Origin of the sequence: Clostridium paraputrificum AGR2156, from assembly GCF_000424025.1 — a bacterium.
Taxonomy (GTDB): Bacteria; Bacillota; Clostridia; order Clostridiales; family Clostridiaceae; genus Clostridium; species Clostridium paraputrificum.
On the sequence record NZ_AUJC01000005.1, the window covers coordinates 41385 to 65206 of the forward strand.

Genomic DNA, 23822 nt, shown 5'->3' on the forward strand with positions numbered 1-23822 from the left:
ATGAATGAAAGATCGATTAGAGTATTAGAGTTTTATAAAATAAAAGAAAAGCTAAGGAAATATGCTGTAACAAGTGGGGGCAAGGAGCTTGTAGATAAATTAGCTCCTTACTCTTCAGCTTATGAAGTTAGGGAAGCTCTAGAAGAAAGTAGGGAAGCCTTAGAGCTATTAATAAAAAAGGGGAATCCTCCTTTTGAGGGACTTCATGATGTTAGAGAAGGAATTGAAAGAGCTAAAAAAGGTGGATGTTTAAATCCAGCACAATTACTTTATATAGGTACTATGCTTAGATGTACTAGTAGAATTCAAGAATATTTAACTAGAAAAGAGGAAGAGGAAAGTTTTCTGAAGTTAGAGGATTTAGCTTATATACTTACTCCTATAAAAAATCTAGAAAATGAAATAGAGAATGCAATTGTTTCTGAAGAGGAGATTAGTGATAGAGCTAGTTCTACTCTTCACAATATTAGAAGAAGTTTAAAAGAAAAGAATTCTTCTGTTAGGGAGAAGATAAATTCTATTGTTAGAAGTAATGCGAAATATTTACAAGATGCCATTTACACAATGAGAGGAGATAGATATGTTTTACCTGTAAAAGCTGAATATAAAGGAGCTGTTCCAGGTTTAGTACATGATCAAAGTTCCACAGGTGCTACATTGTTTATTGAACCTATGAGCCTTGTAAATTTAAATAATGAGATAAAAGAGCTTAAGCTAAAAGAACAAGCTGAAATTGAAAGAATTCTATGGGCGTTATCCAAAAAGGTTAAAGATAATTCAGATGTATGTAGTAGTAATATGAAAATTCTTTTACAAATAGATTTTATATTTGCTAAAGGTAAATATGCATCTTCGATTGATGGAATGATGCCAAAGGTAAATGAGGATGGTTCATTTAATCTTGTAGGTGCAAAGCATCCTTTAATTGATAGGGATAAGGTGGTTCCTTCAGATATATATTTAGGAAAAAACTTCTCAGTACTTATGGTTACTGGTCCTAATACTGGAGGAAAAACTGTTACTATTAAAACAGTAGGTTTATTACATTTAATGGGGATGAGTGGACTGTTAATTCCAACTAGGGATGATTCTTCAATAAGTTTCTATAGAGAAGTATTTGCAGATATAGGTGATGAACAAAGTATAGAGCAAAGCTTATCAACATTCTCATCTCATTTAACTAATATTGTTGGAATAATGAGAGAAGCTGATAGAGATTCCTTAGTTTTATTTGATGAATTAGGAGCAGGAACAGACCCTACAGAAGGAGCAGCTCTTGCTACAGCTATAATAGAAACCCTAAAAGAAAGAGGTACTAAGATAATTGGTACCACTCACTATAGTGAATTAAAGGGATATGCACTAAAGACTCCTGGAGTAGAAAATGCATCAGTTGAGTTTGATGTTGAAACACTAAGACCTACGTATAGATTACTTATAGGGGTGCCAGGTAAATCAAATGCTTTTGAAATTAGTAAAAGATTAGGTTTAGATGATTTTGTAATAGAAAAAGCTAAGGGATTTGTATCTGAAGAGAATATGCAATTTGAAGATTTAATTAGGGATCTTCAAGAAAAGAGCATTATTGCTAATAGAGATGCAAGAGAAGCAGAAAGAATAAAAATTGAGACTGAAAAAATAAAGAGAACGTATGAAGAAAAGTTAAAGAGATTAGAGACTACTAGAGACAAAGCTTATAATGAAGCAAGAAGAGAAGCTAAAGAAATAATATCAGCTGCAAAGGATGAGGCAGATGAAATTCTTAAGGCCATGAGAGAGCTTGAGAAGTTTGGTATATCAGGTGGAGGAAGAAAACGCCTTGAAGAGGAAAGAAAAAAATTAAAGGATTCCTTAGAAGATAGGGAAAAAGCTCTAATAAAAGAAAGAGAAAATGCTGGAGAAGCCATAGAAAAGGTTACATTAGGAATGGAGGCTTTCTTACCTTCTTTAAATCAGAAAGTAATTATAATATCAATGCCTGATAATAAAGGAGAAGTTCAAGTTGAAGCTGGTATAATGAAAATAAATGTAAAACTAAAAGATTTGAGAAAAGCTGAAAAGACTAAGGAAGAAAAGGTTAGAAAGAAGAGAGAAGTAAAATTAAATTTAAGATCAGTAGAAAGTAGATTGGATCTAAGAGGGCTTGATGCTGAAGAAGCTTGCTATAGAACTGATAAATATTTAGATGAAGCTTATATGGCAAACTTAGGAGAGGTTACTATAGTCCATGGAAAAGGAACTGGTATTTTAAGAAAAGCAATAAACGATATGTTAAAAAGACATCCTCATGTAAAAAGCTATAGATTAGGTGCATATGGTGAAGGTGGAGATGGAGTAACAATGGTAGAATTAAAATAATGAACAAAATTCGACAAAGTATCTTTATTTTTTGATTTAATTCTAATATAATAAGTTTATTGTTATGTACAAAAGAGTAGGGAGCTGGAAAAGTAATATGAAAAGTGATAATGCATACGTGTTAGTGTTAGGGGCATCTATAGTAGATATTTTAGGATTTAGTCAAAATACTTATAAGCAAAAAGATTCAATACCAGGAAAGATAAAGATATCTTTAGGTGGTGTTTGTAGAAATATTGCTGAAAACATGGCAAGGGTTGGAGTAAATACAAAATTTATTTCAATACTTGGTGATGATGAGCAAGGAAGAAATATTTTAGAACACTCTAAAATAATGGGCTATAATATGGAGCATTCTTTACTTCTTGAAAATAGAAGAACACCAACATACATGGCGGTATTAGATGAAAACGGAGAAATGGTATCTGCTATTGTAGATATGCACTGTTTGGATGAAATGGATGAAGATTTTATAGATTCTAAGAAGGAAATTATATGCAATGCAGAGTATACATTTTTAGATGCAGATAATCCTAAACTAATGGAGCACATATTAACTACTTATAGTGAAAAAACTAAATTTGTTTTAGACCCTGTTTCTGCTGTAAAAGCTGAAAAAATAAAACATTTAATAAAGTATTTCCATACGATAAAGCCTAATAGATATGAAACAGAAATTCTTTGTGGTTTTAAAATAAACAATGATGAAGATTTAATAAGGGCTGGGGAACATTTCTTATCATTAGGAATTAAAAATGTATTCATAAGTTTAGACGAAGATGGTATATTCTATACCAATGGAACGGAGCAAGGAAGAGTTAAGGCTAGTGCTGTAAAAGTTAAAAATACTACTGGAGCAGGAGATTCATTTGTTGCTGGTGTAGGATATGGATATATGAATAACCTTTCTTTAAAGGATACAGCTAAATATGCTATTGCTATGTCAGTTATAACTATAACTCATGAAGATACTATTAATCCAAAGATGAATAAGGATTATGTTGAATACTATATGGATAAAATTCAATGGGATGAAAAAGAAATATAAATTAATAATATCCTTATAAGAAAAAAGAGAATCTTAGTGAAAACTAAGGTTCTTATTTTTTGCAAAGAAATTTTATAATATGGTATAATCTAGAAGCAGATTATATATAAGGAGCAGTTGTGTTATGTATTTAATAAGCGCATGTTTATGTGGAGTAAATTGTAAATATAATGGTAAAAACAATTTGAATAATAGATGTTTGGAGTTATTAAGGGAGGAAAAAGCTATATTAGTTTGTCCTGAACAGTTAGGAGGGCTTTCTACCCCAAGAGAGCCTGCAGAATTAATAGGAAATACTAGGGAAGTTTTGGAAGGAATAGATGGGAAGATTATAAGCATATCTGGGAAAGATGTAACAGAAGAATTTTTAAAGGGTGCAAAAGAAACATTAAAAATTGCTAAAGCTATAGGTGCAAAAAAGGCCATATTAAAAGAAGGAAGTCCATCATGTGGATGTAATTTTATATATGATGGGAGTTTTTCAGGTAATAAAATAAGAGGAAAAGGTCTTACTGCATATATGTTAGAAAGGGAAGGAATAAAAGTTATTTCAGAAAAGGAAGAATTTTAACTATAAGAGGAAATGAGGCATATGAGAGAGGACATAAGAGATAAATTACTAAATATTTTTTATATACTGTTTATAAGTATATTTATTTTTGTTGTATGGACTGCAATATTTAATAGTGTTGATTTATTTTATAGAATGAGTCCAATAATTAATATTATATTATCTCTGATATTTTTTATATTTCTTTATTTAGCCTATGTTACTTTAAAGAAATTAGCTAAAGATAAACTTAAAAGAGTTAAAATTATAAGTTTTGGTGTATTGATAAGTTTACAAATAATTTTTTTATTTTTCTTTTTAGTGAATCCTGGTTGGGATTTTGGGATTGTGACACGTAATGCAAAACAGTTAGCACTATATGGAGAAAAATTACCTGTTTATTTTTATAATAGTTACCCCAATAATATTCCAATTACACTAGTTCTTTCATATATATTTAAAGCAGTAGCTTTATTTACAAAGAATAATAATATATTAATGGAAGTTGGATATATAATTAATTTGCTTTTAATAAATTTAGCTGTCTATATCCTTTATAAATTAGTAAAAGAAACAATTAATGAAGTTATGGCAGCATTAACTATAATATTTTGTATATTTGTAACTCCTTTATATACATATTCTCAAATTATATATACAGATACTTTTTCTATGATTTTTCCTATTGGAATGTTTTATTGTTTTTATAAATATTTAAATTCTAATGATGAAAAAAGAAATGTATATTTAGTTTTAGTTTCTGTTTTGGGAGGAATAGGTACTATAATAAAATCCAATGTAATAATTGCTTTTATTGCAATTATTATATTTCAGTTTATTAGCTCAGCTAAAAGAAATAAAATAAAAATCTTTACGTTGTTATTAATTCCTTTTCTAATTATAACAACTATAAATAGGGTTATTGTTTCTAGAAATATACCAATTCCCTATAATGAAGCTGGGTTGCCAGCAACTCATTGGGTTATGATGGGCCTTAAAGGAAATGGTGGATATAATGCAGAAGATGTTATTTTTACGCAAAGTATAAGGGTTAGTGATGGGAAAGAAGCAGCAGAAAAGGCTAATTTGAAAGAAATAAAAAATAGGTTGAAAAACTATGGATTAAAAGGATATTGTAAATTTTTAATAGGTAAGATTTCATTCACCTGGGGTGATGGTTCATATTATGCCCCTGCAATATTATCTGATAAACCTATCAGTCATAATAAATTGCAAGAGTTTGTTATTGGAAATAAAAATGATGGCTTTATATATTTTAGCCAAGTATCTCATATTGTAATATTAGTATCTATACTTATAAGTGGAATTTTTGCATTTAAAAAAAGAGAAGTGTTAATTAATTCATTTCATATATGTATATTGGGATTAATATTATTTCTTATTTTATGGGAAACAAGATCTAGGTATTTAATTTGCATGCTTCCTGAAATGATTTACTCTGCAATTTATGGAATGGAAAACTTATTTAAATTAATAGATAAAAAAAGATGTGCCTTAAAAAAGTAGGCACATCTTTTTTATTCTTTAACAATTTTTATATATTTAACTTCTGAATCTTCAGTTCCTTGTACATAAAGATTAGCTCTTTTTAAATCATGTACATATTCTATTATTTCCTTTGTTATAACTTCACCAGGACATAATATCGGAATACCTGGAGGATATGCTAATAGGAACTCAGCAGATATCTTCCCTTCACTTTTTTCTAATAAAATATCTTCCTTTTTAGAATTAAATGCTTCCCTTGGATTTAATATTCTATTAGGAATGTGGGGGATATCCAAGAAATCTTTAGTAGCAGGTTTTTTTCCATAATACTCATTAGAGATTTCTTTTAATGCAGATATAAGTTTATCCATTCCCTCCTTTGTATCACCAAAAGAACCAACTGCTAATACATTATAAAAATCTGATAATTCCATTTGAATATGATATTTATCAGCAAGAATAGTGTCAAGCTCATAGCCAGTAATTCCCAAACCTCTACAAGAGATTGTAAGTTTTGTAGGGTCAAAAGCAAAGGAACCTGGAACACCTAGAACTTCTTTTCCAAAGCAATGGAACCCAGGAATTTTATTTATTTCACTTCGAGTATAATTGCATAAATCTATAGCTTTTGATAATAATTCTTTTCCCTCTAAGGCAATTTGTCTTCTAGCACAATCTAGAGATGCCATTAAAATATATGATGGCGATGTTGTTTGCATTAAATTAAGTACTTGTTGTACTCTTTTTGGATTAACTAATTTACTTTTTACATGTAATAGAGAACCTTGAGTTAAAGCTCCTATTATTTTATGAGTACTTTGAGCACAAATATCAGCACCAGCTTCTAAAGCAGAAGTTGGTAATTTATCAGAAAAAGCTAGATGTGGGCCGTGGGCTTCATCTACTATAAGAGGGATATTGTATTCGTGAACTATATCCGCAATTTTTTTTATGTCTGTAGCAACCCCATAATAAGTAGGATTTATTATTAAAACGGCTTTAGCATCTGGATTTACTTCTAAAGTTTGTTTAACTGTTTCTGGAGCAACACCATGAGCAATTCCTAGTTTTTTATCTAATTCAGGTTCCATGTATACTGGAACAGCACCACTTAAGATTATTCCAGCAGTGACAGATTTGTGAACATTTCTTGGGACTATTATTTTATCTCCATCAGATACAACAGACATTATCATAGCTTGGATAGCACCTGATGTACCGTGTATTGAAAAGAAAGTTGCATCTGCGCCATAGGCGTCAGCAGCTAATTCTTGAGCTTCTTTTATAGGACCTTTAGGGTGATGAAGACTGTCTACTAATTTAAATACTGTTACATCTATTTTAAAAGGATTCTCACCAATAAAGTTTTTAAATTCATCATCCATTCCGATTCCTTTTTTATGACCTGGAACATGGAAAGGTAAAGTATCTCTATTAACATATTCTTTAAGTGCATCAAATAAAGGAGTTCTAGTTTGATCTAAATGATTCATTACAGCACCTTCTTTCATTATCTAGTGTTTGATTTTTTTATAAATTTATAAGTATAAATAATATTAAATTAAGACAAATCTACTATATTATATTTGATAAGTTCCATATGTTCAATAATTTATTTTTATATAAACAAAAAAATAATAAATTTGAATATTTTGGACGTATATAAGGAATAATGTAAAAGGAGTTTGAGAATTTACTTGATAAGAAGGGTGGTAGAACTTTGAATAATTTAAATTTAATAAAAAGAGAAAATAAAACATCTCACTGGGCAAAGAAAGAGAGAAGAGCAGGAAAAGTTCCAGGAGTATTATATGGAAAAGGTGTTTCAAACCTTTTATTTGAAATTGGAGAATTAGAATTATGTAGGGAAATTTCATCAACAGGTGAACATGGAATAATAAATTATAATATTGAAGGGGAAGAACATAAAGCTTTATTAAGGGAAGTACAAAGAGACCCTGTTACACATAAGATTATTCATGTTGACTTAGAAGAAATTGCAGGAAATAATACAATTCAATCTGAAGTGCCAATTCAATTTGTTGGGGAAGAGTGGATAAGTAAAAGAGGTGCAATACTTCAAAAGGAACAAGAATTAGTTAAGGTATCATGTAAGCCAGATGAGTTACCTAAATCTATAAAGTTTGATGTATCTAAAGGTGGATTAGGTTCAGTATTTAGATATTCTGATTTAGAAGTAGGAGAAGAAATTTCTATTTTAGATGATATAAAAGGAGTAATTGCATCTATTAGCAATGAAAAGAGATTAACTTCTGCATTGGGAGAAGAAGAGAAGGAAGATAATTAAAAGACATGTTTTCATGTCTTTTTTTATTTAGGTATTAGTGGGCAGAAAGTAAATTTATTATAATTCGTTGTAAACTTAATCATATATTTGTATAATATACCTGTACAGAATTTAAGGAGGGATAGCTTTGTATAAAGAAAAATACAATGAATGGATCAACTCAGATATAATCAATGAAGAAATAAAAAATGAACTTAGAAATATTAAGGATGAAAAAGAAATCGAAGATAGATTTTATAAGGATTTAGATTTTGGTACAGGTGGTTTAAGAGGGATTATAGGTGCTGGAAGTAATAGAATGAACGTATATACAGTTTCAAAGGCTACACAAGGATTTGCTAATTACTTAAATGAAAGTTTTGAAAATCCATCAGTTGCAGTTGCTTATGATTCAAGAAATATGTCAAAGGAATTTGCTACAGCAGCTGCATTAACTTTATGTGCAAATGGTGTTAAGGTATTTTTATATGAAAGTTTAAGACCAACACCTGTATTATCTTTTGCAGTTAGACATTTAAATTGTAAAGGTGGAATTGTTGTTACTGCTTCGCATAATCCAAAGCAATATAATGGATATAAGGTTTATGATGAATTTGGTGGGCAAGTAACAGACGAAAAGGCTAATAAAATAATCTCATTAGTAAATGATGTTAAAGATTTTTCAATGATTAAGAATATGTCTGAAGAAGAAGCTTTAAATAAAGATTTACTAGTATATATTGGAGAAGATGTTGATAAGGCATATATTGATGAGGTTAAGAACTTAACAATAAGAAAAGAATTAGTTAAAGAAAAAGCAAAAGATTTAAAAATAATATATACTCCAATTCACGGAAGTGGAAATATTCCTGTAAGAAGAGTATTATCTGAACTTGGATATTCAAACGTAAAGGTTGTTAAAGAACAAGAAGAGCCTAATGGAAACTTTCCAACAGCACCATATCCAAATCCAGAAATGCCGCAAGTATTTGAATTAGCATTAGAAATGGCAAAACAAGAATCACCTGATATTATTTTTGGAACAGATCCAGATTGCGATAGAATAGGTGTAGTTGTTAAGGAAAGCAATGGAGAGTTTAAAGTATTAACTGGTAACCAAACAGGATTACTATTAACTCATTATGTGTTAAGCGCATTAAAAGAAACTAATAGTCTTCCAGAGAATGGAGTTGTGATAAAGACTATTGTTACAACAGAAGGAGCTAGAAAGATAGCAGAAGACTTTGGAATAGAACTTATGGATGTACTTACTGGATTTAAGTATATAGGTGAAAAGATTCGTGAATTCAGAGAAAGTGGAGATAAGAAGTACTTATTTGGATTTGAAGAAAGCTATGGATATTTAGCTGGTGAATTTGTAAGAGATAAGGATGCTGTTATTGCTTCAATGTTAATAGCAGAAATGACTTTATACTATAAAGAACAAGGCATGAGTTTATATGAAGCTCTAATAAAGCTATATGAGAAGTATGGTTTCTATAAAGAAACATTGATATCTATAGAATTAGAAGGTAAAGAAGGGCAAGAAAAGATTGCTTCTTGTATTGATGCTTTAAGAAATTCTTCTATAGAATCAGTAGATGGGGTTAAAGTTTCTACTAAATTAGATTATAAATTAAGCCTAGAAGAATCTAATGGAGTAAAATCAGAAATAAAACTTCCAAAGTCTAATGTATTAAAATATATATTAGAAGATGGATCATCTTTTGTTGTAAGACCTTCAGGTACAGAACCAAAGATGAAAATCTATTTAGCAGTTAAGGGAAGTAGCCTAGAAAATGCTGAATCAGAAATTGAAAGATTTAAATCAAAAGTTATGGAAATAATAAACGAAAAGTTAAAATAGTGAGAAAAATGCTATCATTTATTAAATGATAGCATTTTTTTGGTTTTGGGGTATAATTATAAGAGACATAATGTGTTTAATGGAGGAAGAGATGGATTACAAAGCAGTATTTAAAGAAAAGTTAGGAAAATTATTATTTTTAGAATTGAATTGGGATGGTTTCAAAAAAAGTGTCGGTATTCCAGAGGGGGTATCCCTAAAGACTAAAGATTTATATATGCCAATAAGCTCAAGTTATGTAGCTAGTCATGCAAATGATACATATAAAATAAACAATTTACCTATTTATTATTTTATTGAGGGAATGCTCTTATCATTAGGAGCAGATGAGAATCTTAGCTATTGTGAAGACTATATAATTATTTTTAATAATTTAAAGGATAGCGAAGAGTGTGGTAAGGCATTAGTAGCAAATAAGATTAAAAGTGATGAGTTAATTGACGCTTATTTATTACTTAAAGGTCTTTATTTAGCAACAGGAAATAAAGAGTATTATAAGAGACTTTTATTAGTTGGAGAGGCTCAAAGGGAGAAGGATAGTGCATTCTCTGAGATTATTTTAATTGATATAGAAGAAGGTAAGAGTGAATTTATTGATTTACCAGATCCTTATCTTTATAAGGCTATAATATTAAAGTCTAAAGGTGACTTTAAGGGAGCTAAGGTAGAGATAAATGAATATGTAAATAAAGGTGGAGAAGTAACTTCTGAAATAAAAACTATAATTAATGATATAGATAATGTTTCTTCTTATGAAAAAGCTATAGAGTTATTGGATGAAAGTCCTGAAAAATCAATAGGATTATTACTTTCACTAGTTGATGTTTTTGATAGTAATCCATTATTGTATTACTATTTAGGAGTAGCCTATAGAAAGCTTGACAACTTTGAAAAAGCTATTTATTACTTAAATGAAAGCTTGAATATTGAATCGGGAATATTAGAAGTAATTAATGAATTAGGTGTAAACTATGCTTGCTTAGGAGACTTTGAAACTGCAATTAAATACTTTAAGAAGGGATTTGAAGCTTCTAAAGATGTTGAAATTTGTACTAATATAGTAATGTGTTATTTAAACTTAGGAGATAAGGAAAATGCAAAACTACATTTAGATATAGCTAAGAAGTTAAATTCAGAGGATGAGGTTGTTGTAGAACTTGATAGAATATTAGCCAAGTAAAGGAGCTATTTATGTATACGAATATTTTAGGATATAAGGTGTTTAATAAAAATAAGAGTGAATTGTTAAAAAAAATAGAGAATATGGATAAGGTTAATATTGTTTCAGGAAACCCAGAAGTGCTATATAGCGGATTAAATAATGAAATGCTTAACCATAGTTTTAATTCAGAGTATTCTATAATTATTCCAGATGGAGTAGGAACTGTTATAGCATCTAAAATAGTTAAAGAACCAGTAGAAGAAAAAATAGCTGGTATTGAGATTATGCATGAAATGCTTCATAAGTGTGCAAAGGAAGGAAAAGGTGTTTATCTTTTAGGTGCACAAGAGGAAGTATTACAGGAATGTAGAAAGAATCTTGAAAAAACTATTGAAGGATTAAAAATAGTTGGATATCATAATGGATTCTTTGATTTAGATAATTGTAAAGACATAGTAGATGATATAAAGAAAAGTAATCCATGGGCTTTATTTGTTGCTATGGGGTGTCCAAGACAAGAAAAGTTTATAGAGGAGCATATGGATGAATTACCTTGTACATTTTACATGGGTGTTGGAGGTAGCTTTGATGTATTTGCAGGAAATACTACTAGAGCACCTAAATGGATGATATCTCTAGGGCTTGAATGGTTACATAGAGTGTTAAAAGAGCCATGGAGAATTAAGAGACTTACCTCTATACCTAAGTTCTTATGGAGAGTAACAATAAAGAAATAGATATTTTGAGAGGAGATTATTAATGGTAAATGAATTAATAAAATGGGGATTTCTTATATATTTAGGTATAACTCCATTAATACCGGATACTATAAATTCAAAATATAGAATAATGGACATATATCTTGTTTTACTAGTTTTTGTTTATCTTATACATATGTTAGTGAGTTATGATAGAAGAAATAAGTTGTGCAATGACTTAAAAAAGTTTTTTAAGGACTCAATAGTAATATTTATGCTAATTGTTATTGTACTTATGGGAGTGTCCACGGTTTATTCTGTAGATAGAGGTTTAGCATTACAAGAGACTATTAGATTTGGTACTTATATTGCAATATTATATTACTTTGTTAGTGAGATTAATATAAAAAAGGATTTAGGAAAAGTAGTTAGATTTATTTATTATCCAGCCTTCATTATTGGAGTATTAGGAGTGATTCAATTTATTACAGGTAAAGGAATAACAAGATATGCTAATGGAGTAGCAAGAATTGTAGTGACATTAGACAACCCTAACACTCTAGGAATGTATTTTGTTGTACTATTATTTCCTTTAGTAATGATTGCATTTTATGAAAAGCGTACAGTGAAAAAAGTAATACTAGGGCTAGTGTGTCTTTTATTTATATTAAACATTGCTTTTAGTTTTTCTAGAAACGCTTGGCTTGCATTAGTTGTTGGAATATGTATTTTAACTATTATATATAACTGGAAATTTATTATTGGATTATTTATAGCAGGGGCTGGAGTTTTATTATATCCACCACTAAGTGTAAGAATAGTAGGACTAGGTAAGGCGGTAATGAATGATGGAAGATTAAAGCATTGGGGAATAGCATTAGAAATGTTTAAGGATAAACCATTAACAGGGGTTGGAAATGGAAACTATGTTACATTACATTCACAATATGTGAAGCTTTTTCCTAAATTTATTGTTCCAGGAGAAGAAAATTATCCTACGCATAATTCTTATTTTAAAATATTATCTGAACTTGGAATTTTAGGTTTTATTCCATTTATGCTTTTACATACTATGATATTTATAAGATCTATAAAGATATGTAAATTATATTCTGAAAAGTATAAAGGACTTATAAAGGGATTAATAGTAGCATTATTGATTTTCTTCCAAGCAAATTTATTGGATAATATGTGGTTTGTTCCTAAAGTAACATTTTTATATTGGATTATAGTTGGTATATTAATTTTATTATATAGAAATAAAAAGGCAGCAAAATAATATGATAAGTCAGGTAGCTGAATATTATTTTAATTTAAATTGAAGCATTTTATAGGTGATTTATGAATAGGATTTTAAAAAACTTTTTAAGTACATCAGTAGCTAATATAATAGGACAATTGATAGGTTTTGTTAGTATAGCATATTATTCTAATATTTTACTTGAATATAACTATGGAATGATAACTTATGCTCAACAATTTATATTATATTTCACTATGATAGTTCTATTTGGGGTGCAAACCTTTGGAACTAGATTAGTTGTACAAAAGGATAAAGATTATGAGGATTTAGTTAGCGAACTATTTACCTTTAGATTTATTATAGCAGTTATATGTTGTATCATTTGCTTAATTATGTCATCATTTTTATCTGATGATTCAAAGTTTCCTTTAATAATAATATTGTGGAGTATTATATTAATACCGACTTCAATGAATTTTGACTGGTTCTTTTCTGGAATTCAGGACATGAAGCATAATGCTGTATATAATTTGTTAAAAACAATTGTTCCAGCAGTAATAATATTTATTTCAGTTAAATCTAGTAATGATATTTATATTATACCTATAGCTATGGTTATTGGAGTTTTAAGTGGTGCACTTTACTATTATGTTATTTTAAGAAGATACAATATAAAGGTACATTTTAAATTTAGTAATAAAATATTTAAAAGGTATTTTGTTATAGGAATTCCGTTTTTATTATCTGGATTATTAGCTATGGTAAATGGAAATATAGATAAGATAATTTTAGGTGCTAGTAATTCAAGATTTGGAGAGTTAGGTATATATCAAGCAGCATATAATTTTATTAATTTTATCATAACATTCATAGGAGTTTTATTTCTGCCTCTATTTCCATATTTGGTTAGAGCATATAGTGAGGGAAAAGAAAAAATAAAGCGAACTATTAAATTAGTTATGAAGGTTGTCTTAATGATAACAATACCTATTTCTTTTGGTGGTTTTATTTTAGCAGATAAGATAATTTTACTATTTTATAACGAGCAATATTCACCAGCAATTGAACCGCTGAAAATATTAATGATATATATTTTTATAATATCAATAAGAGAAGTATATGCATATTCTTTAAATGCCTTTGGATTGGAAAAGAAATATCTAAAGGTTGTAGGATTATCAGCAACTATTAACCTTTTATTAAATTTAATTTTAATTCCTAAGTATGGATATATGGCTGCAGCTTTAGTTACAACGCTAACTGAAGTTATAAACTTAATTTTAATGAGAGCTTATATAAGAAAAATAGTAAAATTCAATGACATAAAGGAAGTTATTATATTACTAATACCATCTATAGTAATGGGATTAATACTTAGCATTACAAGAATATTTATAAGCAATATATTTGTTCTTATATTAATATCTATAGTTATATATTTTATTACATTGTTTACATTAAAAATAGTAACTATTAATGAACTTAAGGAAGGGTTTAAGGACTAAATACTATGAGTAAGAGATATGGAATGATATATTTAAAATCTACCAATGTTCATTTGGTAAAAGATATGGGAATGATTCCGTTTAAATTATATGAAAAGTATGGATATGATTCATCATTAATAACTTTTAAAAATGGAGAATATACTTTTCAAAATGATGTTGTAAAAGGCTTGAAATTAGAATTTGTTAAAAATAGATTTAATAGCTATGCTTTAGATGGAAGTATATATTTGTTAAAGAATAGTAAAAACTATGATATTCTTCAAATGTTCCACGTTACTCTATCTTCTTTTTGCTATGCATATATTTATAAGTTTTTAAATAAAGAAGGAAAGCTATATTTGAAATTAGATTGTAGTCACTTATTACCGGAAAGAATAAGTAACTTAAACAAAATAGGTAAAGTTTTTCTAAAAAAGTTCTTTAAAAAGTTTGATTTAATTACGGTTGAGCAAGAAAAGATATATAAAGACTTAATTAATCAGCTACCTTATTTAAAGGATAAGCTTGAAATATTACCTAATGGTGTAGATTTCAAATTGTTAGATTCTTTAAATATACGTTATGATTATTCCGTTAAAGAAAATATAATTTTAAGTACAGCTAGAATTGGTGCTGAAGAAAAAAATACTGTGATGCTATTAGAAGCATTTAAAAATATTCCGGTAGAAATAAGAAAAGGGTGGAAGTTAAGGTTAGTTGGTCCTATAGAGGATGGATTTTTAGATTTATATGAAAAATTCTTAAATGAAAACTCTGGGATAGAAGCTTCCATAGAACTTGTTGGGAATCTTGATGATAGGGAAGCATTATTTAATGAATACAAAAAAGCAAAGATATTTTCTTTAACATCTGATTTCGAAAGTTTTGGAATTAGCTTTATAGAAGCAGCTGCTTTAGGGGATATAATCGTTTCAACAGATGTAGGCATTGCTTATGAGATAGTAAATAAAAGTGGTGGAATATTAGTTGAACCTGGAGATGAAAAGGCCTTGACTGAAGGTTTGATTAATTATATGACTTGTGGAGATTTGAAAAAGATTTCGGATAAGACATATAGTGAAGCAGTTAATAAATTTGATTGGGATAATATCATTGATAGACTAAATGAACATTTAAAAAGTATATTATAATAAATTACTTTTATTGGAGTAGAGAATGTTTGAGATATTTAGTAATATTGTTTCTATTTTTTTAATCTTACTTATTGGAGTATATGGAAATAAAAAAAGAATAATAACTGAAGAAACACAAAAGGGACTAATTGAGATTTTATTAAATATAACACTTCCTTTAATGATAGTATCATCTTTTTCTTTTAGCTTTCATGAAAGCATTATGAATAATATAATAAAGGCATTTATTTATAGTTTTATATGCTTTATTATAGCTATACCCCTATGTCATATGTTGTTTAAAAAAGTTAAATCTGAAGGGAAAAGAAGAGTTCTTCAGTTTTCCAGTGTGTTTTCAAATTGTGGTTTTATAGGGTTTCCAATAGTTAATATGGTCTTTGGTTCAGAAGGTGTTATTTATGCATCAATATTTAATTTGTTTTTTACTATATTTTTATGGACCTATGGAGTAATTCTATATTCTGATAGTAAAGAAAAAAATGATATAAAAAGAATATTATTAAATCCATCAATGATTGCAGTATATATTGGATTACCAATACTTATTTTTAATATTAATATTCCACAAATTATATTATATCCTACTAATATGGTGGGTAGTATGACAACCCCAATTTCTATGATAGTTATAGGGGGTGTTTTATCAAAAGTGGACTTTAGGAAAATGTTAAAAGATGGCTCAATTTATTATGGGGCTTTAGTAAAGTTAGCTTTATTGCCTTTAACAGTATTGATACTTGGAAGCATCCTTAAGGATAATACTATAGTTGTAAAAACTCTAGTATTAGTACAAGCTATGCCAGTAGCTACAACAACTACTATTTTTGCAGAAAAATTCAATATGGAAAAGGAATATTCAGCAATTATTGTTCTTGTAACTACATTAATATCTTTACTTACGTTGCCTTTTTGGATAAGTTATCTAGTATAAAAATACGAAAGTGAGAAATTCTAATACTGAATAATTTTATAGGATGGTGTTTAGTAATGGAATTTTTTGATGTTATAAAAAAGAGGACTAGTATATCTAAATACAAGGATAGCAAAATCTCTAAAGAATCTATAGATAAAATGATAGAAGCGGCTATGAGAGCTCCTTCATGGAAAAATAGGAGCGCATTTAGAATTGTAATAGTTGATGATAAAGATAAGAAGGATGAGATTGCAGAATCCATAAGAAATAAAGATGATAAGGCATGTAATGCTGTAAAAGAGGCACCAATAGCTATGGTTATTATTGCAAAACCTGATGATTCTGGTGAGGTTGAAGGTAAGGATTTTTATCTTGTAGATGGTGCTATTGCTATGGAACATATAATTCTTGCAGCAACAGCAGAAGGATATGGAACATTGTGGATTGGTGCCATAGATGAAGGTGAGGTAAAAGATATATTAAAGATACCTGATGAATACAAAATTATAGGTATAACACCAGTAGGTGAGATAGCAGAAGAAAAAGAGCATTATAAAGCAAAGGATATTAAAGAGTTTGCTTTTAGAAATGAATATAATAACCCATATTAAAAGCTAAGGGTAACTTGTAAAAAGTTACTCTTTTTTTTATAATTAGATAAAAACTAGAAGGTAGGTAATAGTATGAGGTTTAAGGATTATAAAATAGATGAATTTTTAGAAGACTTGTCATCTTCATCACCATCTCCAGGTGGAGGAAGTGTAGCAGGGCTTGTAGCTGCTCTTTCCGGAAGCCTAAATTCAATGGTTTATTCATTGACTGTAAATAAAAAGTCCTTTGAAAGTTTAGATGGAGAAACAAAAAAGACAGTACTAGACTTTAAAGAAGCAAGTGGTAAGTTTATAAAAAAATCAATGGAACTAATGGAGTTGGATAGAGAGTATTTTAATAAACTTATGGATTGTTATAAGCTTCCTAAAGATTCTGATGAAGAAAAGAAAATTAGAAGTGCAGCTATAGTTCAAGGAACAGTTAAGGCTATGAAGGCTCCTTTGGAACTTGCTAAGGAGTGTTATAATTTTTATGATAATATAGATGTAGCTGTAAAGTATGGAAATAGAATGCTTATATCAGATGCAGGATGTGCAGCTATTCTTTTACATGCAGCTATTGAAAGTGCAATTGTAAATGTTAAAGTTAATTTAAATTCACTAAGAGATAAGCCTTTTGCAAAAAGTGTTGAGTTAGAGTTAGTTGAATTAGAAGAGAAATCAATTAAGAGAAAAGACAGTATTGTAAAGAAAATGAATAATGAAATATATCCATCTTAATATTTTAGCCATAAAGTAGTTAATCACACTTTATGGTTTTTTTTATATAATAATATTACAAAATTAAACGAAAGAAAAATAAAGATAAGAGATAAAAGTAGATTTAGTATTTATAGGTTATTAATACCATATAAATTTTAGAAAACATTTTTAAATGCGTAGAAAGAGAAAAGTAGCTATTTTGCAATTATCACAGAGAAGAGGTGTTTGGTGAGAACTTCTATAATGAGAATAGTGAAGTGCCCTCTAGAGCAGATAGTTTGAAGAATTATAGTAGGACTATCACGGTGCGCCGGTTATAGCGTAAGTGTATGAAAGTACATAGTTAAGTGGGATTTTATAGAATCTAATTAGGGTGGAACCGCGGAGCAAAAAGCCTCGTCTCTTATGTATTAAGAGATGAGGCTTATTTTCATAGGAGGGAAGTTATATGAATTGGGAGTTTATAATTGAGGCTTTACCAAGGTATGTAGATGCAACAATTTTAACATTGGAATTAGGGGCTATTGGAATAATTCTTTCAGTAGTTGTTGGCTTGATCTGTAGTAATCTGATTTTCTATAAGGTTAGAATTTTAAAGACTATTTCTAAGGCTTATATAGAGATGTCTAGAAATACTCCTTTATTAATCCAATTATTTTTCTTATTTTATGGGTTGCCCAAAATTGGGATAAAACTAAGTGGGTTTACTTGTGGAGTTATAGGATTAACCTTTTTAGGGGGCAGTTATATGGCTGAAGCAATAAGAGGAGGTTTAGAGGCAGTTTCCAAAGGACAGATTGAATCTGGATTAAGCATAGGGCTAACTAGATTTCAAACATTGAGATATATTGTTCTACCACAAGCTATATCTATTGCAATACCATCAATAGGAGCTAATTGTTTATTCTTGTTAAAGGAAACTTCCATTGTTGGGGCGATAGCCGTGGCAGATTTAATGTTTTTAGCTAAAGACATTATTGGTATGGAATATAAAACTATAGAAGCATTATTTTTATTGGTTATTTTTTATTTGATAATATTACTTCCAATATCTGTATTGATTAGTTGTTTAGAGAAGAAAGGAAGGTCTGCAAAGTATGGGGATTGATGTTATTTTTCAAGGGAAAAATCTTGAGAGACTTCTTGGTGGTTTATTAGTTACCTGTAAAATAGCTTTTATTTCAGTAATACTAGCAACTATTCTAGGTGTAATTTTAGGAGTAATAATGACTAGTAAAAATAAGGTTATAAAAGCGTTGTGTAGATTATATCTTGAAGCAGTTAGAATAATACCAATTTTAGTATGGTTATTTATTGTATATTTTGGAGTTGCGACTGCTTTAAATACTCATATTGATGGAGTGCTTGTATCTATAATTGTTTTCGTTATATGGGGAACTGCAGAAATGGGAGATATAGTTAGAGGTGCTTTAACATCAATAGAAAAACATCAGTGGGAGTCATCTTATGCCTTAGGGCTAAGCAATGGACAAACATTTAGATATATATTGATTCCACAAGCATTAAGAAGAATAACTCCAGGTGCAATAAACTTAGCCACTAGGATGATTAAAACAAGCTCTTTAGTAGTTTTAATTGGTGTTGTTGAAGTAATTAAAATTGGACAGCAAATAATAGAATCCTCAATTTTAACAAATCCTTCAGCATCATTTTGGATATATGGAACAATATTTATTCTATACTTTATTATTTGTTATCCACTTTCTCTATTATCAAAATATTTAGAGGGAAAATGGATAAGTTAGGAGGTAAAGAGATATGGCAGATGAGTTTTTAAAAATACAAAGACTAAGAAAAAGTTTTGGCAATATAGAGGTTTTAAAAGGAGTGGACTTAGATCTTCATAAAGGTGAGGTTTTAGTTTTATTAGGCCCTTCAGGTTGTGGCAAAAGTACTCTATTAAGATGTATTAATGGGCTTGAGAATATAAATGATGGAGTAATTACCTTAGATGGTTTGGGTGAACTTGGGAAAGATATTTCTTGGACTAAAGTAAGAGGAAAAATAGGAATGGTATTTCAAAGCTATGAATTATTTTCTCACATGAATGTAATAGATAATATTCTTTTAGGACCTTTAAAGGTTCAGAAGAGAAAAAGAGAAGAAGTAGAAGCTAAGGCTGATAAATTATTAGAAAAGGTTGGACTTCTAGATAGGAAAAAATCTTTTCCTAGGGAGTTATCAGGAGGGCAAAAACAGAGAATTGCTATAGTTAGAGCCTTATGTATGAATCCAGATATAATGCTTTTTGATGAAGTAACAGCTGCATTAGACCCAGAGATGGTAAGAGAAGTATTAGAAGTTATACAAGCCTTAGCAAAGGATGGTATGACTATGATAGTTGTAACTCATGAAATGTCTTTTGCTAGAAAAGTGGCTAATAAGATAGCTTTTATGGATGAAGGGAAGATAGTAGAGATAACTAGTCCAGAAGAGTTCTTTACAAATCCTAAAACAGAGAGGGCAAGATCATTTTTAAATATTTTAAATTATTAAAAGGGGGCATATTTTATGAAAAAGAAATTTAAAGTTATTGGAGTATTACTTTCTGCTGTGCTGTTAGTTTTGAGCCTAATTGGATGTGGTGGCAAGAATGAAAATGAATCTTCTATAGAGTCAATAAAAAAACGTGGAACTATAAAAATTGGTGTCTTTAGTGATAAGCCACCTTTTGGATATGTAGATTCCAATGGTATAAACCAAGGTTATGATGTAGAAATTGCAAAGGAAATAGCAAAGGATTTGTTTGGGGATGAAACAAAGGTAGAGTTTGTTTTAGTTGAGGCAGCTAGTAGAGTTGAATTTTTGCAGGCAAATAAAGTTGATATTATCTTAGCTAATTTTACAGTTACAAATGAGAGAAAAGAGAAGGTGGATTTTGCAAATCCATATATGAAAGTTGCTTTAGGGGTTGTTTCAAAAGATGGAACAGTAATTACTGATGTTAATGAGTTAAAAGGTAAAAAGTTAATTGTAAACAAGGGAACAACAGCTGATGCTTATTTCTCAAAAAATTATCCTGATATGGAATTGTTAAAGTTTGATCAGAACACAGAAGCTTTTGAAGCTTTGAAGGATGGAAGAGGAGCTGCTTTAGCTCATGACAATACTTTATTATTTGCATGGGCTGTAGAGAATAAAGGTTACACTGTAGGAATTAAAAATCTTGGTGATGAAGATGTAATAGCACCTGCTGTTAAGAAAGGGGACACTGAACTTTTAAACTGGTTAAATGATGAAATCAATAAGCTTTCTAAAGAAGGAAAAATAAAAGAGGCTTATGATAAAACTTTGAAGCCAGCTTATGGGGATACAGTTGATCAAAAAGATATAATTATAGAGTAATGCCTTTCATTAATTCTTATAAATATAACAATATATATTTATATAAATAAATATTAAAAAAGTATAGGAAAAAACATTCCTATACTTTTTCTTTGTGAAATTTTATTCTGGCAACTCATCAAGAGATTTAAATACATAGCCTTCAGCTTGTAAATCACTTAACACTTGCTTCATAACTTTTGTGTTTGTACTTGATACAGCGTGCAATAATAAAATTCCTCCAGGATGAGCACCTTTTTTAATTTTTTCTATAGCAAAACTTTCGCTAGGTTGATCATCAACTAACCAATCTTTATAAGCAAAGCTCCAGAAGATAGATTTATATCCTAAAGCTTTAGTCATCTCTAAAGATTTTTTGGAATATTTACCCATTGGGGGTCTAAAGTATTTTGGCATATCTTTTCCTGTTAGCTCTTTAAATGCAGCTTCAACGTCAGTTAATTCCTTTTTGAATTTTTCAGGATCAGTAATTGAAGCCATAGATGGATGATGGTTAGAATGATTACAAACTAAGTGACCTTCATCAACCATTCTCTTTATTAATTCAGGTTCGCTATCTATGTATGGCTTGACAACAAAAAAGGCAGCAGGTATTTTAAGCTCCTTAAGTGTATCAAGTATTGCACTAGTATACCCTTTCTCATATCCTTCATCAAAAGTTAAATATAAAACTTTTTGAGAAGTGTCACCTACATAATATCCTCCACATTCTTTTAGAAATGATGCAGATTCTTTTGCGGGTTCAGGTGTTTCTCCTTTTACTCTTGCAACGTAATACCAATTAAGTTCTGTAGTGTCACTAGCTGTGAGAGCCATAACATTCATAGGAATTATAGAAACAATTAAAGCTATTAAAAGAGCAAATACAAATAATTTTTTCTTCATATAATCACCTAATTTCTTTTTGAATTTCAAGGTTATTATTTGTATTATGTCCACCTAAAATACTGGAATGATTTACAAGGAGAGTTGACAATATCGATTATCGATATAAGGACGGTGATAATTTGGCTAGAGAACAATTTCAAAATTTAACTGAACCTATGTATTATGTTTTAATATCTCTTCTTAATGAAAAATGTGGAGTAGATATAATGAAGAATGTTTTAGATATTTCAAATGGAAGGGTTAAAGTTGGACCTGGAACTTTATATGTTCTTTTAGGAAAGTTTGAGGAAGAGCATATGATTATTGAAACCTCTAGGGTAGGAAGAAAACGAATGTATAAGATTACTGGTAAGGGCAAAGAAATCTTAGAATGTGAATATAAAAGGTTAAAAACTTTGGTTGCAGAAGGAAGAGAATTTTTGGAGGAGAGATATGAAGAATAAAAATAAAAAAAGAGTTTTATTTAATTTTATGCCATATGAGTGTGCAGCTGTAGAAGAGTTTTTAGAAGAAGAGGCAAGTAAAGGATGGTTATTAACTTCTATTAGTGGCAACATATTTAAATTTGAAAAGATTAAAGCAAGAAAATTAAAATTTACAGTTGATATACTTGGAGATGTTACTTTCTTCCATGCTGAAGATAATGAAGAAACATTAAGATATAGAGATTATTGTGAAGAAGCTGGTTGGAAATATGTTTGTAGCAAAGGTAAGATTCAAATTTTTTATACTGAAGATAATTTAGAGTTAATCCCAATACACACTGATGAGAAAGAAAAATTTAAACAAATAATAAAGGCATCTATGTGGAATGTCTTGGGATATGCAGTTATTGTTGCTTTATGGATGATTGTTTTTTACCAATGGTTTGCTAGCTTTGGTATGGTAAAGACTATTTTCTCAAGTAATGTAATGATATTATGTTCATTTATATATAGTGCAGCCATACTTTATTATTCTATAGAACTAATTTTATTTATTCAGTGGATTATAAAAAGTAGAATAAGTTTAAAAGAAAATAAATTCATACCATATAACTCGTATAAATCATTAAAAAGAAAAAATAAACTTTATATAATAGGAATAATACTTGCACTAGTATTTATTATTGTTACTCCTGCAATGGATAGTAGTTTTTCTAGAGTCGAAATAGTATCTGTTTTATCTTTCTTTTTAGTTTTTATGCTTCTTTTTTATATGATAATAAAATTTTTAAAGAAAAAGAATTTTAAGAGAAGAACTAATATAATTATTACTATTTTAAGTTGTATAGTGATGTATATTCTTTTTATTAATCTAACAGTATTTAATGTATTAGGAGGCACATTCTCCAATGATATTAAGAAAAATTATGAGTATATATCAAATTTAATATTAAATGATTTTGGATATGAAGAAACATGTAATAAGGTATATAGTTCTAAAAGTATAATAGCAGAAAATAGAAGCTATTTTAGTGAAGGAGAAAATGAATTATTTTTTTATGATACTTTTATATGTGATAGTAATTGGCTTTTTGAGTTATGTGTAAATAAAAAAATTAAAAGCTTTTGTAAATTATCATATGAATATGATGATGCTGATTTAATATTAGAAATTATAGAAACCAATCTACCTAAAGATGTTTGTGTTTATGCAAACAATAATAAACTAGGGAAAAAGTATATTGTCATTGGTGAAAATAAATATATAAGTATTTCTAATAACTTTAAAGATTTAGATGAAGAGGAATTTTTAAATATTATATATAATGAATGTTTTGCTTAGCAAGATTATTCAAATTGAGAATAAAAAGGACTTAATTCGTCCTTTTTATTTTATTTAATATAAAGGAAATCTAAAACATGGTCAAAGGTATTGAAAAAAATCAAATAAATACATATAATTAGACTTATGATGTAAACAGTGGATGCATTTAAGTTAAGTAACATTGCATATTTAGGAAAAGCAATGGTTTAAAAGTTGGAAGTTTAAAACAC

At 28.9% G+C, this 23822-nt stretch carries 21 protein-coding genes, 1 pseudogene and 1 other annotated feature; of the genes and pseudogenes, 20 read left to right on the plus strand and 2 right to left on the minus strand.

The annotated features are described in order from the left end of the window. The 4 genes and pseudogenes from G594_RS0105310 (at position 1) to G594_RS0105325 (ending at position 5483) form a co-directional block, all read left to right on the plus strand. Positions 1–2358: an endonuclease MutS2 gene (locus tag G594_RS0105310; RefSeq protein WP_027097627.1), complete on the plus strand. Its 2358-nt coding sequence runs from the start codon at positions 1–3 to the stop codon at positions 2356–2358. Positions 2359–2455: 97 nt separating this feature from the next. After that, positions 2456–3406, plus strand: coding sequence for a carbohydrate kinase family protein (locus tag G594_RS0105315; RefSeq protein ID WP_027097628.1), 951 nt, complete (start codon positions 2456–2458; stop codon positions 3404–3406). A gap of 124 nt (positions 3407–3530) precedes the next feature. Next, a pseudogene (locus tag G594_RS18390) lies at positions 3531–3968 on the plus strand (2-thiouracil desulfurase family protein); the annotation flags it as partial. 30 nt (positions 3969–3998) lie between these two features. Further along, positions 3999–5483, plus strand: coding sequence for a glycosyltransferase family 39 protein (locus tag G594_RS0105325; RefSeq protein WP_027097629.1), 1485 nt, complete (start codon positions 3999–4001; stop codon positions 5481–5483). 11 nt (positions 5484–5494) lie between these two features. Here G594_RS0105325 and G594_RS0105330 read toward each other — a convergent pair whose 3' ends face one another. After that, positions 5495–6958, minus strand: a complete 1464-nt coding sequence (locus G594_RS0105330; RefSeq protein ID WP_027097630.1) for an aminotransferase class I/II-fold pyridoxal phosphate-dependent enzyme — start codon at positions 6956–6958, stop codon at positions 5495–5497. A 227-nt stretch (positions 6959–7185) separates the two neighbouring features. Between G594_RS0105330 and G594_RS0105335 the strand changes: the two genes are divergently transcribed. The 14 genes from G594_RS0105335 to G594_RS0105400 all read left to right on the plus strand — a co-directional run bounded on the left by G594_RS0105335 (position 7186) and on the right by G594_RS0105400 (position 20955). Further along, positions 7186–7773: a 50S ribosomal protein L25 gene (locus G594_RS0105335; RefSeq protein ID WP_027097631.1), complete on the plus strand. Its 588-nt coding sequence runs from the start codon at positions 7186–7188 to the stop codon at positions 7771–7773. A gap of 127 nt (positions 7774–7900) precedes the next feature. Continuing rightward, complete coding sequence (locus G594_RS0105340; protein ID WP_027097632.1) at positions 7901–9619, plus strand: phospho-sugar mutase; 1719 nt, start codon at positions 7901–7903, stop codon at positions 9617–9619. A 91-nt stretch (positions 9620–9710) separates the two neighbouring features. Continuing rightward, entirely contained in the window at positions 9711–10799 is a 1089-nt protein-coding gene (locus G594_RS0105345) for a tetratricopeptide repeat protein (protein WP_027097633.1), read from the plus strand. An 11-nt stretch (positions 10800–10810) separates the two neighbouring features. Beyond that, on the plus strand, positions 10811–11518 hold the full coding sequence (locus G594_RS0105350) for a WecB/TagA/CpsF family glycosyltransferase (RefSeq protein ID WP_027097634.1): 708 nt from the start codon (positions 10811–10813) through the stop codon (positions 11516–11518). Between the two features lie 22 nt (positions 11519–11540). Continuing rightward, on the plus strand, positions 11541–12758 hold the full coding sequence (locus G594_RS0105355) for an O-antigen ligase family protein (RefSeq protein ID WP_027097635.1): 1218 nt from the start codon (positions 11541–11543) through the stop codon (positions 12756–12758). 62 nt (positions 12759–12820) lie between these two features. Further along, positions 12821–14227 carry a flippase gene (locus G594_RS0105360; protein ID WP_027097636.1) on the plus strand — a complete coding sequence of 469 codons (1407 nt, stop codon included), beginning with the start codon at positions 12821–12823 and terminating at the stop codon, positions 14225–14227. A 5-nt stretch (positions 14228–14232) separates the two neighbouring features. Further along, entirely contained in the window at positions 14233–15360 is a 1128-nt protein-coding gene (locus G594_RS0105365; protein WP_027097637.1) for a glycosyltransferase family 4 protein, read from the plus strand. 25 nt (positions 15361–15385) lie between these two features. Then, a complete protein-coding gene (locus tag G594_RS0105370; protein ID WP_027097638.1) occupies positions 15386–16294 on the plus strand; it encodes an AEC family transporter in 909 nt (302 codons plus the stop codon). Between the two features lie 56 nt (positions 16295–16350). Continuing rightward, positions 16351–16887 carry a nitroreductase family protein gene (locus G594_RS0105375; protein ID WP_027097639.1) on the plus strand — a complete coding sequence of 179 codons (537 nt, stop codon included), beginning with the start codon at positions 16351–16353 and terminating at the stop codon, positions 16885–16887. A 72-nt stretch (positions 16888–16959) separates the two neighbouring features. Then, on the plus strand, positions 16960–17607 hold the full coding sequence (locus G594_RS0105380; RefSeq protein WP_027097640.1) for a cyclodeaminase/cyclohydrolase family protein: 648 nt from the start codon (positions 16960–16962) through the stop codon (positions 17605–17607). A gap of 150 nt (positions 17608–17757) precedes the next feature. After that, positions 17758–17996 (plus strand) — a binding site (T-box leader). Positions 17997–18037: 41 nt separating this feature from the next. Then, on the plus strand, positions 18038–18697 hold the full coding sequence (locus G594_RS0105385; RefSeq protein ID WP_027097641.1) for an amino acid ABC transporter permease: 660 nt from the start codon (positions 18038–18040) through the stop codon (positions 18695–18697). Then, positions 18678–19355 carry an amino acid ABC transporter permease gene (locus G594_RS0105390; protein ID WP_034865920.1) on the plus strand — a complete coding sequence of 226 codons (678 nt, stop codon included), beginning with the start codon at positions 18678–18680 and terminating at the stop codon, positions 19353–19355. The genes G594_RS0105385 and G594_RS0105390 overlap by 20 nt, the downstream gene beginning before the upstream one ends. A gap of 13 nt (positions 19356–19368) precedes the next feature. After that, positions 19369–20106: an amino acid ABC transporter ATP-binding protein gene (locus G594_RS0105395; protein ID WP_027097643.1), complete on the plus strand. Its 738-nt coding sequence runs from the start codon at positions 19369–19371 to the stop codon at positions 20104–20106. A 15-nt stretch (positions 20107–20121) separates the two neighbouring features. Continuing rightward, entirely contained in the window at positions 20122–20955 is an 834-nt protein-coding gene (locus G594_RS0105400) for a cysteine ABC transporter substrate-binding protein (protein ID WP_027097644.1), read from the plus strand. Between the two features lie 102 nt (positions 20956–21057). Here the strand turns inward: G594_RS0105400 and pdaA are convergent, their stop codons facing one another. Further along, entirely contained in the window at positions 21058–21840 is a 783-nt protein-coding gene (gene pdaA, locus G594_RS0105405; RefSeq protein WP_027097645.1) for a delta-lactam-biosynthetic de-N-acetylase, read from the minus strand. A 122-nt stretch (positions 21841–21962) separates the two neighbouring features. Between pdaA and G594_RS0105410 the strand changes: the two genes are divergently transcribed. Together G594_RS0105410 and G594_RS19540 are read left to right on the plus strand one after the other, a co-directional pair. Next, positions 21963–22286, plus strand: coding sequence for a PadR family transcriptional regulator (locus G594_RS0105410; protein WP_027097646.1), 324 nt, complete (start codon positions 21963–21965; stop codon positions 22284–22286). Further along, positions 22276–23610 (plus strand): DUF2812 domain-containing protein, encoded by a 1335-nt coding sequence (locus tag G594_RS19540; RefSeq protein WP_051195912.1) that lies wholly within the window; start codon positions 22276–22278, stop codon positions 23608–23610. Before G594_RS0105410 ends, G594_RS19540 begins: the two co-directional genes overlap by 11 nt. Positions 23611–23822: the final 212 nt, after the last annotated feature.

Bases quoted from the DNA above. Each gene is read 5' to 3' on its own strand.
- G594_RS0105400 (WP_027097644.1), top strand. From the start codon at position 20,122: ATGAAAAAGAAATTTAAAGTTATTGGAGTATTACTTTCTGCTGTGCTG.
- G594_RS0105325 (WP_027097629.1), top strand. From the start codon at position 3,999: ATGAGAGAGGACATAAGAGATAAATTACTAAATATTTTTTATATACTG.
- G594_RS0105345 (WP_027097633.1), top strand. From the start codon at position 9,711: ATGGATTACAAAGCAGTATTTAAAGAAAAGTTAGGAAAATTATTATTT.
- pdaA (WP_027097645.1), bottom strand. From the start codon at position 21,840: ATGAAGAAAAAATTATTTGTATTTGCTCTTTTAATAGCTTTAATTGTT.
- G594_RS0105310 (WP_027097627.1), top strand. From the start codon at position 1: ATGAATGAAAGATCGATTAGAGTATTAGAGTTTTATAAAATAAAAGAA.
- G594_RS0105360 (WP_027097636.1), top strand. From the start codon at position 12,821: ATGAATAGGATTTTAAAAAACTTTTTAAGTACATCAGTAGCTAATATA.
- G594_RS0105315 (WP_027097628.1), top strand. From the start codon at position 2,456: ATGAAAAGTGATAATGCATACGTGTTAGTGTTAGGGGCATCTATAGTA.
- G594_RS0105375 (WP_027097639.1), top strand. From the start codon at position 16,351: ATGGAATTTTTTGATGTTATAAAAAAGAGGACTAGTATATCTAAATAC.
- G594_RS0105365 (WP_027097637.1), top strand. From the start codon at position 14,233: ATGAGTAAGAGATATGGAATGATATATTTAAAATCTACCAATGTTCAT.
- G594_RS0105330 (WP_027097630.1), bottom strand. From the start codon at position 6,958: ATGAATCATTTAGATCAAACTAGAACTCCTTTATTTGATGCACTTAAA.
- G594_RS0105395 (WP_027097643.1), top strand. From the start codon at position 19,369: ATGGCAGATGAGTTTTTAAAAATACAAAGACTAAGAAAAAGTTTTGGC.
- G594_RS0105355 (WP_027097635.1), top strand. From the start codon at position 11,541: ATGGTAAATGAATTAATAAAATGGGGATTTCTTATATATTTAGGTATA.
- G594_RS0105380 (WP_027097640.1), top strand. From the start codon at position 16,960: ATGAGGTTTAAGGATTATAAAATAGATGAATTTTTAGAAGACTTGTCA.
- G594_RS19540 (WP_051195912.1), top strand. From the start codon at position 22,276: ATGAAGAATAAAAATAAAAAAAGAGTTTTATTTAATTTTATGCCATAT.
- G594_RS0105350 (WP_027097634.1), top strand. From the start codon at position 10,811: ATGTATACGAATATTTTAGGATATAAGGTGTTTAATAAAAATAAGAGT.
- G594_RS0105385 (WP_027097641.1), top strand. From the start codon at position 18,038: ATGAATTGGGAGTTTATAATTGAGGCTTTACCAAGGTATGTAGATGCA.
- G594_RS0105370 (WP_027097638.1), top strand. From the start codon at position 15,386: ATGTTTGAGATATTTAGTAATATTGTTTCTATTTTTTTAATCTTACTT.